Raw genomic sequence first — 12,453 nt, 5'->3', positions numbered from 1 at the left:
CTGAAGGACGTCGGATGACCCTGCCCGCCCCGCCCGCCGACCAGAGCCCCTGGGGCTCGCCTCCGACCGGCTTCCAGGCGCCCCCGCCTCCGCCGGCGCAGCCCCGTAACGGCATGGGTGTCACGGCCCTGGTGCTCGGCATATCCGGTGTCGTCCTCGGCCTCATGGTGTTCCTGTTCTGGATGTCCTGGCTGCCCGCCCTGCTGGCGCTGATCTTCGGCATCGTCGGGCTCGGCCACGTACGCAAGGGCATGGCGACCAACAGGGGCATGGCACTCACCGGCATGGTCCTCGGCGTCGTCGGTCTCCTGCTCGCCGTCGGCGGCGGAGTGTTCACCGTCTCGAGGGTCACGGTGTTCGCCGACTACATCCGGGAGGAGAACGAGGCGATGGAGGCCGCGGAGGCGTCGGCGGAGGCGTCCGCGTCGGCGCAGGCCTCGGCGTCGGCCGCGGCGGAGGAGGCCAGGAACCTGACCTTCGGCGAGACGTACACGTACGAGAACGGCTTGAAGATCACGATCTCCGAGCCGGAGCCGTTCGTGCCGGACGACTTCGCCATGGGGCACGCGAAAGGCAACAAAGCGCTCCAGGTGACGGTCATCGCCGTCAACGACGGCAAAAAGGCGGTCGATTTCAAGACGGGCCTGCCGAACGTCCGCGACGCCGACGGGGCCGACGCGGAGCTGCTGATCGACGGCAGCGGCCGCCAGAAGGTCCTTACCGGCAACCTCCTGCCCGGCAAGCGGTCCGTCGGGAAGTACGCCTACTCCCTGCCGCCCGACGCGGCCGACCGGATACGGGTCGAGTTCAGCCCGGACCTGATGGAGTACGACGACACCATCTGGATCCGCCCGGCCAAGTGATCCGGCCAAGTGATCCGGGCGGCCACGTGATCCGGGCGGCCGGTGCCGGATCCCCCAGGGCATCGCGTCAGACAGACGATTAGACTGGGGCGCGTGCCTCAACTACGCCTCGCTCTGAATCAGATCGACTCGACCGTCGGCGACCTCGCCGGCAACGCCGAATCGATCGTCCACTGGACCCGGCACGCCGCCGAGCAGGGCGCCCACCTCGTGGCGTTCCCCGAGATGGCGCTGACCGGTTACCCCGTCGAGGACCTCGCGCTGCGGTCGTCCTTCGTCGAGGCCTCCCGCGACGCCGTGCGCGCGCTCGCGGTGCGCCTCGAAAAGGAGGGCTTCGGGGAGATCCCGGTCGTCGTCGGCTATCTCGACCGCTGCGAGAAGGCCCAGCCGCGCTACGGCCAGCCGGCCGGGTCCCCGCAGGACGCCGCCGCCGTGCTGCACCGCGGCAAGGTCGCGCTGTCCTTCGCCAAGCACCACCTCCCGAATTACGGCGTTTTCGACGAATTCCGGTACTTCGTGCCGGGCGACTCGATGCCCGTCATCCGGGTGCACGGCGTCGATGTCGCCCTCGCCATCTGCGAGGACCTCTGGCAGGACGGCGGCCGCGTGCCGGCCACCCGGTCCGCCGGGGCGGGCTTGCTCCTCTCCATCAACGCCTCGCCGTACGAGGTCCACAAAGACGACAGCCGGCTGGAACTGGTCCGCAAGCGCGCCCAGGAGGCGGGCTGCACGACGGCGTACGTCGCGATGATCGGCGGCCAGGACGAACTGGTCTACGACGGCGACTCGATCGTCTGCGACAAGGACGGCGAAGTCATCGCGCGCGCCCCCCAGTTCTCGGAGGGCAGCATGCTGCTCGACCTGGACCTGCCGGCAGCGGCGCCGAGCGGGGAAGCTCCGGCCGGAATCGTCGACGACGGCCTCCACATCGACCGCGTGATCCTCTCGGAGGAGCCGGTGCCGGCGTACGAGCCCGAGCTGACGGGCGGTTACGCGGAGCGCCTGGAGGACGAGGAGGAGGTGTACTCGGCCCTGGTCGTGGGACTTCGCGCGTACGCCGCCAAGAATGGTTTCAGCAAGGTCCTGATCGGGCTCTCCGGGGGCATCGACTCGGCGCTCGTGGCCGCGATCGCGTGCGACGCGCTGGGTGCGCAGAACGTGTACGGCGTGTCCATGCCGTCGAAGTACTCCTCGGACCACTCCAAGGGCGACGCGGCGGAGCTGGCACGGCGTACCGGGCTGAACTACCGGACCGTCGCGATCGAGCCGATGTTCGACGCGTACATGGACTCGCTCGGCCTGACCGGGCTCGCCGAGGAGAACCTGCAGTCGCGGCTGCGCGGCACGACGCTGATGGCCATTTCCAACCAGGAGGGCCAGATCGTGCTCGCGCCGGGCAACAAGTCCGAGCTGGCGGTGGGGTACTCGACCCTGTACGGCGACTCGGTCGGTGCGTACGGGCCGATCAAGGACGTCTACAAGACGTGGATCTTCGCGCTCGCCAAGTGGCGGAACAAGGCGGCCGAGGAGCGGGGCCAGACGCCGCCGATCCCGGAGAGCTCGATCTCCAAGCCGCCGAGCGCGGAGCTGCGGCCGGGGCAGGTGGACACCGACTCGCTGCCGGACTACGACGTCCTGGACCGGATCCTGGAGCTGTACGTCGACAAGGACCAGGGCCTGGAGTCGATCGTCGCCGCCGGTTTCGACCGGGCGCTGGTCGCGAAGACGCTGCGGATGGTGGACACGGCGGAGTACAAGCGGCGGCAGTACCCGCCGGGCACGAAGATCTCCGCGAAGGGCTTCGGCAAGGACCGCCGGCTGCCGATCACCAACCGGTGGCGCGAGTTCGGCTGACGCCGGGGGCGAGCGGGGTGCGGGCCGCCTGCGGCGAGCGTTCCCCGACCCGCCCCGCCCCTTCCCGGCCGTGACATGTGCGACTCCGCCGCGCGGGGGCAAGCCCTCCAGGCCCCCCGGACACCCCACGGGCGTGTCCTCAAACGCCGGACGGGCTGAATGGTTACCGCAGCGCGGGCTGACTGGTTGCCGCCAGGGCGGACCGAGTTCTGCGGCCAGGGCCGCAGAACTCCCCCCTGCCCGGCACCTCCAGCCCCTCCGGCGCTTGAGGAGCGGGTCCCGGGCGGAGCCCCGGCAGCACGCTCATCGGGCACTTCCCCCGCTCCCGGCACCTCCAGCCCCTCCGGCGTTTGAGGAGCGGGGTCCGGGGCGGAGCCCCGGCGGCACCCCCGGCTGCATCCAGCCCGTCCGGCGCTTGAGGACCGGGGCCTGGGGCGGAGCCACAGTTCGGGAAGGGGCGGGGTGGGGAAAAGGCCCCCGTCACGCCACCGTGTCGCGCTCCCGTTCCGGAGCTCCCGCGCCGGAGGCGACCACGCGGGAGCGGGACGACGCCGGCGTCCGGTCCAGGAGGCCCGCCGTCACCGCGATCGCGAGGCCTGCCGCCGCCAGCACCGCGCCGACCAGCGTCGGAGACATCCAGCCCCAGCCCGCCGTGATCGCCATGCCGCCGAGCCACGCGCCGCCCGCGTTGGCGAGGTTGAACGCGGAGTGGTTGGAGGCCGACGCCAGCGTGGGCGCCTCCTTGGCCTTGTTCATGACCAGCATCTGAAGCGGCGTCGTGGTCATGAAGCCGACCGCACCCAGCACCACCACAGTGGCCAGCGCCGCCCACCGCACATGCGCGGTGTAGTTGAACGCCAGCAGAACGACAGCGAGCACGGCCAGTGAGCCGTAGAGCGTGGGGCGCAGGGCGCGGTCGGTCAGCGGGCCCGCCGCCAGCGCGCCCAGCGTCATGCCGATGCCGAACAGGGCCAGGACCAGCGTCACCGAGGACTCGCCGAAGCCCATGACCTCGGTCGTCATCGAGGCCAGGTAGGAGTACACCGCGAAGACGCCGGCGAAGCCGAAGACCGCCGTAAGCAGCCCGAGCAGTACCTGACGGTTGCCGAGCGTGCGCAGTTCGCGGCGTACGCTCTGCCGCGCGTCGAGCGGGACGTACGGAACCAGACGGGCCAGCGCCGCCATGGCGACCAGCCCGATCGCCGCCACCACCAGGAACGTCGCGCGCCAGCCGAGGTGCTGTCCGAGCAGCGTCGCCGCCGGTACGCCGACGATGTTGGCGACCGTAAGGCCCAGGAACATCGTCGCGACGGCCCGCGCCTGCCGCCCGTCCGCGACCAGCCGCGCCGCGACCACCGCGCCGACCCCGAAGAACGCCCCGTGTGGCAGCCCGGCGAGCACCCGGCCCGCGACCAGCCAGCCGAAACCGGGGGCCAGGGCGGAGGCGAGGTTGCCGACCGTGAAGAGGGCCATGAGCAGGAGCAGCATGCGCTTGCGCGGGATGCGCGAGCCGAGCGCGGTGAGCAGCGGGGCGCCGATCACCACGCCGATGGCGTACGCCGACACGAGGTGGCCGGCGGTGGGCACCGAGGTGCCCAGGTCGTCCGCGACATCGGGCAGCAGGACCATCATCACGAACTCGGTGGTGCCGATGCCGAAGGCACTGACGGCGAGGGCGAACAGAGCTACGGGCCGGGGCGGCCTGGGCATGAAAAACCTTTTCAGTGGCAGGGGGCGTGGGCGAGTACGTTCCCGTACTGAACAAAGTCTCTCAGGCGAAATGTTCCCCGGCGTAAACGCCGGGTTGCGAGAGGCGTGCGGCCGGGTGTGCGCCGGGCCGCGGCCGTCAGAGCTCGACCCGCGCCGCGATCGGAAGGTGATCGCTGCCCGTCTCCGGCAGCGCCCACGACGACATCGGCTTGATCCCCTTCACCATGATCTGGTCGATCCGCGCCATCGGGAACGACGCGGGCCAGCTGAAGCCGAAGCCGTCGCCCGCCGCACCCTGCGTGGACCGCATCTGCGAGGTGACGGCGTTCAGGGCCCGGTCGTTCATGGTGCCGTTCAGGTCGCCGAGGAGGGCCACCTTGCCGACGGGCTCGCGGGCGATCGCCTCACCCAGCGCGTCGGCGCTTTCGTCACGCTGCCCGGCCGTGAAGCCGGCGTTGACCTTGACCCGTACCGACGGGAGGTGGGCAGTGTAGAAGGCGACCTGGCCCTCCGGGGTCGTCACCGTCGAGCGCATAGCCCGGGTCCAGCCCATCTTGATGTCCACGGGCCGCGTGTCCGTCATGGGGTACTTGCTCCACAGGCCGACCGTGCCCTGCACCGAGTGGTACTTGTACGTGTCGGACAGCGCCCGCTCGTACGCCGGCACCTCGCTCGCCTTCAGCTCCTGAAGCGCCACGACATCCGCACCGGAATCGGCCAGTTCGCGGGCCGTTGCCTCGGGGTCGGGGTTTTCGGCGTTGACGTTGTGCGTGGCGACCGTGAGGTTGCCACCGGGGGACGTCTTGTCGGTGAGCAGGCCGCCGAAGAGATTGAGCCAGACCATGGCCGGCAGCAGCAGCGCGACGAGCGCGGTCGCCGAGCGCCGCAGCACGGCGCCGGCCAGCAGCAGCAGGATGCCCACGCCCAGCCAGGGCAGGAAGGTTTCGGTGAGGCTGCCGAGGTTGCCGACCTTGTTGGGGATCTCCGCGTGGAAGACCATCAGCAGTGTGAGCAGGACCGCACACACGCCGAGGATGATGCCGCGCCGCCAGATCCCGCGATCGTGACGCAGGCTCCCGAGGTGGCGCCGGAACCGGGATCCGGGACGCTCATGCCCTGAGCTGCCGTGCCCCGTGTCCGTCATGTACGCCTGCGCCATTCCGCTGCCCTCACTGACTGCCTTGCCGTGCACACCGCCCTGCCCCCCGTCTGACCCTAGGGGATGGCCGGTGTCTTTCCCCGCCGCCGCAACACGACGGCCGTACTGCCACGAGGACGACAGGGTGGCGCGACGGGTTCCGGTTCGCGGGCGCCATCCGAACCCTGTGACGAAACGCGCACAAACCAGCCAGTGCCTGCGCGCGGGTGCGGGTCCCCACTTCCCGTGGGTACCGCCGGGATGCCACCATGGACGTGGTCCGGGGACGCCGTCAGGGCGCCTCGAGATTTCGAAGGAGCCGTTGGTCATGACGCTTCAGGCTGCCCAGAAGACATCCGCCGACAGCAGCAAGGCGCTGTACGGCGGCAAGGGCACTCGCCGCATCACCGTCCACGACATCGCCGCCGCCAAGGAGCGGGGCGAGAAGTGGCCCATGCTCACCGCGTACGACGCGATGACCGCGTCTGTTTTTGACGAGGCCGGGATTCCGGTCATGCTCGTCGGCGACTCGATGGGCAACTGTCACCTCGGTTACGAGACCACCGTGCCCGTCACGATGGACGAGATGACGCTGCTCTCCGCCGCTGTCGTACGGGGCACCAGGCGCGCCCTCATCGTCGGCGACCTGCCCTTCGGCTCGTACCAGGAAGGCCCGGTGCAGGCCCTGCGCAACGCGACCCGGCTGATCAAGGACGCGGGCGTGGGCGCGGTGAAGCTGGAGGGCGGCGAGCGCTCGCACGCCCAGACCGAGCTGCTGGTGAAGGCCGGCATTCCGGTCATGTCTCACCTGGGCCTTACGCCGCAGTCCGTCAACACCATGGGCTACCGGGTCCAGGGGCGCAGCGACGAGGCCGCGCACCAGCTGCTGCGGGACGCGAAGGCGGCGCAGGACGCGGGCGCCTTCGCGGTCGTGCTGGAACTCGTACCGGCCGAGCTGGCCGCCGAGGTGACGCGCTCGCTGCACATTCCGACCGTCGGCATCGGCGCGGGGCCCGACACGGACGCGCAGGTCCTCGTCTGGACCGACATGGCGGGTCTGACGGGCGGTAAGGTGCCGCGCTTCACCAAGCAGTACGCGAACCTGCGGCAGACCCTCGGGGACGCGGCGAAGGCGTTCGCCGGCGACGTCGTCGGCGGAACGTTCCCGCAGGAGGAGCACACCTTCCACTAGTCCGTCAGTCCGGTAGTCCGTCAGTCCGGACCAAAGCCACTGCCAGTCCGGAACGAAGCCACTGCCGCACCACAGACAGCCCGCCGACATCCCCCATCGGCGGGCTGTCGGCGTTCTGTCGGCGTTCTGTCGGTGCGTTGTCAGTGGCGGCTGCTCTCATGGTCGGCATGACGCGATTCGACAAGAACCCCACAGGCGGCGCGGCCAACGCCGTCGAGGTAAGGGGACTGGTCAAGCACTACGGCGAGACCAAGGCACTGGACGGCGTGGACCTGGACGTACGGGAAGGCACCGTGCTCGGTGTCCTCGGGCCCAACGGCGCCGGCAAGACCACTCTCGTGCGCTGCCTGTCCACCCTGGTCCAGCCGGATGCCGGCACGGCCGTGGTGGCCGGGTACGACGTGGTGAAGCAGCCCCGGCAGTTGCGCCGCACCATAGGCCTGACCGGGCAGTACGCCTCGGTCGACGAGAAGCTCGCCGGCTGGGAGAACCTCTACATGATCGGGCGGCTGCTCGATCTGTCCCGCAAGGACGCGCGGCGGCGGGCCGACGAGCTGCTGGAGCGGTTCTCGCTCACCGAGGCCGCGAAGAAGCCCGTGATGCAGTACTCCGGCGGCATGCGGCGGCGCCTGGACCTGGCGGCGTCGATGATCGGGCAGCCCGCCGTGCTCTACCTGGACGAGCCGACGACCGGTCTCGATCCCCGTACCCGCAATGAAGTGTGGGACGAGGTGAAGCGGATGGTGGGCGAGGGGGTCACCGTCCTGCTCACCACCCAGTACATGGAGGAGGCCGAGCAGCTAGCGAGCGAACTGACGGTCATCGACCGCGGCCGGGTCATCGCGGGCGGCAAGGTCGACGAGCTCAAGGCGAAGGTCGGCGGCCGCACCCTGGAGGTCCGTCCGACCGACCCGGCGTTGCTGCCCGCCATGGCGCGGGCGCTGCGCGAGGCGGGCCTCGACGGCATCGCCGGCTCGAAGGTCGACGCCGGCGAAGGGCTGTTGTACGTACCGATCCTGAGCGACGAGCAACTGACCGCTGTGGTCGGACTGTTGGGTGCGCGCGGCTTCGGCATCGCGCACATAGGGACCCATCTGCCCAGCCTGGACGAGGTGTTCCTGGCCATCACGGGCGAGAAGACGAGCGACGCGGCGGCCGGGACCGTCGAGTCGGCAGCGGACCACCAGCGCGAGGAGGTCGCGGCATGAGCGCGGCGACAGTGACACCGGCGGCCACGGGACAGACACCGGCGCCGGCGCCCGTGAAGGCCCACGGCGGCGAGGGCCGGATCGGGCTGCGGGCCAATCTGCGGCACATCGGCGCGCTCGCCCGCCGCAACACCCTCCAGATCAAGCAGGATCCGCAGTCGATGTTCGACGTCCTGCTGATGCCGATCGTCTTCACCCTGCTCTTCGTCTTCGTCTTCGGCGGCGCGGTCGCGGGCAACGGCAAGCAGGACGAGTACGTCAGCTATCTGGTCCCCGGTCTGATGGCGATGATGGGACTGAACGTCTCCATGGCCGTCGGCACCGGCATCAACGAGGACTTCCAGAAGGGGGTCATGGACCGGTTCCGTACGATGCCGATCGCCCGGTCCTCCGTCCTCATAGCGAAGATCGTCGTCGAGGTCGGCCGGATGATGGTCGCCTTCGCGATCCTGCTGGCGGTGGGCTTCGTCCTGGGGATGTCGGTCGACACGTCGCCGCTGCACGTGCTGGGGGCCGTCGGGCTCTCGCTGCTCTTCGGCGCATCGCTGATGTGGATCTTCATCCTGATCGGGCTGTCGGTGAAGACGGCGCAGGCCGTGCAGGGGATGGCGATGCTCGTGCTGATGCCGTTGCAGTTCGGGTCCTCGATCTTCACCCCGCCCTCGACGATGCCGGGCTGGCTGCGGACCTTCACCGACTACAACCCCCTGTCGAGCCTCGCCGACGCGGCGCGCGGACTGTTCATCGGCGGGCCCGTCGCGCGCGATGTGTGGATGGTGCTGGCGTGGGCGGCGGCCATCACGCTGGTGACGGCGCCGTTGGCGATCTCGAAGTTCCGTAAGAAAACCTGACGTTACGTTAGGTTAGGTTGGGTTACGTTGTCAGTGCTTGCTGGCGTTTCTCAGGTGCGCCGGGCTCGTCATCGGCGGGCGAGGGCGGCGGCCTCATCCAGGGTGAGGCCGCCGCCCTCGGCGTACGCCGTCTCGTACGCGGCGTCGCCCAGCGCGGCGCGGGCCGCCACCTCGGCGGCCGCACTCGCCTCGCGCTCCTGGGTCGCCAAAAAGTGGCCGGACGGGAGCAGCGCCTCGTACGCGCCGAGCAGCCGCGCCGCGTCGCGGGCACGGCCGGGGCCGCCCAGCCCTGCCAGGGCACCGGCCACCGTCATCAGGTGGATCGCGGGCATCTGCGGGGCGACGATGCGGGACAGCGGCTCGCGTGAACTCTCCAACGCCTCGCGGGCGTGCCCGAGGGCCTCCTCGTACCGGCCGTCCAGGTTGTCCATCCAGGCGAGGAGGCCGAGCACGAAGCCTGCGAAAAGCGCGAGGTTGGAGCGGTTGAAGGACTCGCGCATCAGCTCCAGTTGCTCTCGCCCCTCGTCCGTACGCCCTGTGCGGCCGAGCCGCATCGACAGGAACATGCGGGCTGCGGGCTCCGACTCGTGACCGTGCTGTTCGACCTCGGCCAGGATCGCGCGCAGCATCGCCTCGGCCTCCTCACCGTCCCCGGTCTCCAGCAGTACGCCGGCGAGCCGTGCCCGCAGCAACGCCACCTGGGTCTGGGCGCCGAGCAGGTCCGCTTGGCCGATCGCAGCGCGGAAGTCCTCGGCGGCCAGCGCGAATTGACCTGTGCGCTCGCGCGCCTCGGCGCGGGCGGCCAGGGCCTCGGCCCTGCCCCAGGCGTCACCGAGCCGGGTGAAGATCTCCAGGCTCTCGTCGGCGTCGCGGCCGGCATCGCCGCCCCAGTCGCTCCGGTTGGCGAGGATGTTGGCCCGCACCTGGAGGGCCATGGCGAGCTCCCAGGTGTAGCCGTACTCCCGGCAGGCGTCGACGGTTCGGTTGACGACCTCCTGCAGCTGCCCGGAGCTGCCGGTGAGCATGACCGCGTAGACCCAGAGGTTGCCCGGCATGCGGCAGGTCTGCGGCAGGCCGGGCCGGTAGACGTCGACTATGCGGCGCAGCCATGCCGTCGCCTCGTCGCCGGTCCACACGTCGAGCTCGTGGTTCATGCTCGCCAGGTGGATGAGCCACGCCCCTCGCCTGGCCTCCAGCAGCAGTTCCGGCGCCATGGGCGGCGGAGTGTCCGTACACCGCTCGTGCAGGGCGGGAGCGGGTGGGGCCGGCTCGGCGAAGGGGTCGGGGCCGAGTTCGGCGGCGGCTCGGGACCAGTGGCGGGCGTCGCCGCGCAGGCCCCGGATCGTCCAGTACCAGGCGAGCGAGTGGACGAGGCAGAGTGCCTCGTGCTCGTCGCGGGCGGCGACGGCGCGGCGCAGGGCGGTGCGCAGGTTCTCGTACTCGGCCTCCAGGAGGCTGAAGCAGGCGAGCTGTTCGCGGCCGCGCAGCAGGGGTTCGGCGCGGCGGACGAGCTCGCGGAAGTGGACGAGGTGGCGGCGCTCGGCGGTGGGGCGGTCGCCTGCCTCGTCGAGGCGTTCGGCGGCGTACTCCGCGACGGTCTCCAGGAGGCGGTAGCGCATGGTGCGGTTGCCCGAAGGGGCCGTTCCGTTGCCCGAAGGGGCCGTTTTGTTGCCCGAAGGGGCCGCCACTACCAGTGACTTGTCGATGAGCGAGCCGAGCAGGTCCAGTGCGTCGGGGCCGCACACCGCTTCCGCGGCGGCCAGGTCGCAGCCGCCCGCGAAGACGGACAGGGCGCGCAGGGCCGCCCGCTCCGCCTCGTCCAGCAGGTCCCACGACCAGTCGACGACCGCGCGCAGCGTCTGCTGTCTCGGCAGTACGGTGCGGCTGCCGCCGGTCAGGAGCCGGAACCGGTCGTCGAGGCGGTCCGCGATCTGGCGCGGGGTGAGCATCCGGAGCCGGGCGGCGGCCAGTTCGATGGCGAGGGGCAGGCCGTCGAGGCGCCGGCAGATCTCGGCGGCGGCGGCCGGGTCGTCGTCGATACGGAAGCCGGGTTTCGCGGCGGCGCCGCGTTCGGCCAGGAGGCGCAGCGCCATGGGGGCGGGCAGCGGTTCCACGGGGCGGACGGTCTCGCCGGGGACGCCGAGCGGTTCGCGGCTGGTGGCGAGTACGGTCACGCCGGGGCAGCGGGCCAGGAGTTCCTCGGTGAGGCGGGCGGCGGCGTCGATGACGTGCTCGCAGTTGTCCAGCAGGATCAGCATCCGGCGGCGGGCGCAGTGCTCGACGAGGCGCAGGAGCGGGTCGTCGCCGTGCCGGTCCGCGGCGCGCAGTTCCTCGGCGCCGGCGCCGCGCAGCACGGTCTCGCGGGCACCCAGCGCGACGAGTACGGCTTCGGGAACGGTGTCGGGGTCGTCGACGGGGGCGAGCTCGGCGAGCCAGACGCCCTCCTGCCAGGCGCCGTTGGCCGCCTCGGCGGCCTCCTGCGACAGCCGCGTCTTCCCGGAGCCGCCCGGGCCGAGCAGGGTGACTAGACGGGACCGCCCGAGGTCGGCGGTGATGGCGGCGATGTCGGCCTCACGCCCGACGAAGGAGGTCAAGCGGGCCCGCAGGTTTCCGTGCGGCAGGGGCTTTTCGGGCGCCGGGGGTGCGGTTGCGGGGGCGTTGGGGGCGGTGGTTCGCCCCGACACGTCCCCACCCGGCAGCGTCGCAGGTGAAGCCGGGGGTGCGGGTGCGGGGGCGTTGGGGGCGGTGCCGCGCCGGGGCGTCTCCTCGGGCGTCGAACGTTCGGGTACTGCATTGGTTCGTTCGCGGGGGTTGCGTTCAACGCCCTGCGGGGAGCGCCCCGGCACGTCCCCACCCGGCAGCGTCGCAGGTGAGGCCGGGGTGGGGGTGTGCCATGGGGCGGGAGCGGAGGTGTTGGGCAGGGTGATCAGTTCGGTGTGGAGGGCGCGGAGTTGGGGGGACGGGTCCGTGCCCAGGCGGGACGCCAGGTCGCGGCGGATTTCTTCGTACGCCGCCAACGCCTGCGCCGTACGGCCCGTGTCGCGCAGGGCGCGCAGGCGCAGCGACTGGAGGTGTTCGTCGAGCGGGTGGTCGCCGCAGAGGGCGGCGAGCTCCGGCAGGGTCTCCTCCGCCCGGCCCAGGGCCAGGAGGGCGGCCAGGCGGGTGTGGCGGGCAGCGAGGCGGCGGGTCTCCCAGCGGGCCGCTTGAGCCGTACGGTCCGGGAGGCCGGCCAGGACCGGCCCGTGCCACAGGCCCAGCGCCTCCTCCAGCAGTTCCGCCGACTTGCCCGGATCGCCGTCGTTCAGGGCCCGCGCGCCCTCCCCCGCCAGTCGCTCGAAGCGGTACAGGTCCACGTCGTCCGGGTCGGCGCACAGCCGGTAGCCGCCGTCCGCGGAGGCGATCGCGGCGTGGCCCAGGGCCCGGCGCAGGCGGCCGACCAGGGCCTGGAGCGCGCCTGTGGCGTCGGCGGGCGGCTCGCCGTTCCACACCTCGTCGGTGAGGGCGCCGACCGTGACCGTACGCCCCGGTCGCAGCGCCAGCACCGTCAGCACGGCACGCAGCCGTGCCCCGCCGACGGCGATCGGCGTGCCGTCGTCGCGGAGTGCTTGCGTGGGTCCGAGGATGCGGTAGCGCACGG

The 12,453-nt window shown here is 71.4% G+C and carries 8 protein-coding genes; 5 read left to right on the top strand and 3 right to left on the bottom strand.

What is annotated here, in order from left to right; genetic code table 11:
* Window positions 1–14 precede the first annotated feature (14 nt).
* Window positions 15–863, top strand: coding sequence for a DUF4190 domain-containing protein (locus G412_RS33495; protein WP_037647883.1), 849 nt, complete (start codon window positions 15–17; stop codon window positions 861–863).
* A 93-nt stretch (window positions 864–956) separates the two neighbouring features.
* Window positions 957–2,717: an NAD+ synthase gene (locus G412_RS0106145; RefSeq protein WP_028811296.1), complete on the top strand. Its 1,761-nt coding sequence runs from the start codon at window positions 957–959 to the stop codon at window positions 2,715–2,717.
* A gap of 480 nt (window positions 2,718–3,197) precedes the next feature.
* On the opposite strand, the gene G412_RS0106140 is transcribed toward G412_RS0106145, so the two are convergent.
* On the bottom strand, window positions 3,198–4,427 hold the full coding sequence (locus G412_RS0106140; protein ID WP_037647882.1) for an MFS transporter: 1,230 nt from the start codon (window positions 4,425–4,427) through the stop codon (window positions 3,198–3,200).
* Between the two features lie 136 nt (window positions 4,428–4,563).
* Window positions 4,564–5,586: an endonuclease/exonuclease/phosphatase family protein gene (locus G412_RS0106135; protein WP_028811294.1), complete on the bottom strand. Its 1,023-nt coding sequence runs from the start codon at window positions 5,584–5,586 to the stop codon at window positions 4,564–4,566.
* Window positions 5,587–5,893: 307 nt separating this feature from the next.
* Here G412_RS0106135 and panB point away from each other — a divergent pair, with 307 nt between their 5' ends.
* The 3 genes from panB to G412_RS0106120 all read left to right on the top strand — a co-directional run bounded on the left by panB (window position 5,894) and on the right by G412_RS0106120 (window position 8,816).
* The gene (gene panB, locus G412_RS0106130; protein WP_028811293.1) at window positions 5,894–6,757 is read left to right on the top strand and encodes a 3-methyl-2-oxobutanoate hydroxymethyltransferase; all 864 of its coding nucleotides are present in this window, start codon (window positions 5,894–5,896) and stop codon (window positions 6,755–6,757) included.
* A gap of 167 nt (window positions 6,758–6,924) precedes the next feature.
* Window positions 6,925–7,965, top strand: a complete 1,041-nt coding sequence (locus G412_RS0106125) for an ATP-binding cassette domain-containing protein (RefSeq protein WP_078606838.1) — start codon at window positions 6,925–6,927, stop codon at window positions 7,963–7,965.
* Entirely contained in the window at window positions 7,962–8,816 is an 855-nt protein-coding gene (locus G412_RS0106120; RefSeq protein WP_028811291.1) for an ABC transporter permease, read from the top strand. The genes G412_RS0106125 and G412_RS0106120 overlap by 4 nt, the downstream gene beginning before the upstream one ends.
* Before the next feature lie 68 nt (window positions 8,817–8,884).
* On the opposite strand, the gene G412_RS0106115 is transcribed toward G412_RS0106120, so the two are convergent.
* Window positions 8,885–12,451, bottom strand: coding sequence for an AfsR/SARP family transcriptional regulator (locus tag G412_RS0106115; RefSeq protein WP_028811290.1), 3,567 nt, complete (start codon window positions 12,449–12,451; stop codon window positions 8,885–8,887).
* Window positions 12,452–12,453: the final 2 nt, after the last annotated feature.

The sequence above is a fragment of the Streptomyces flavidovirens DSM 40150 genome (genome assembly GCF_000429085.1).
GTDB classification, from domain to species: Bacteria; Actinomycetota; Actinomycetes; order Streptomycetales; family Streptomycetaceae; genus Streptomyces; species Streptomyces flavidovirens.
Note: the sequence above shows the minus strand (reverse complement) of the source record. Positions and strands in the feature narration are given on the sequence as shown.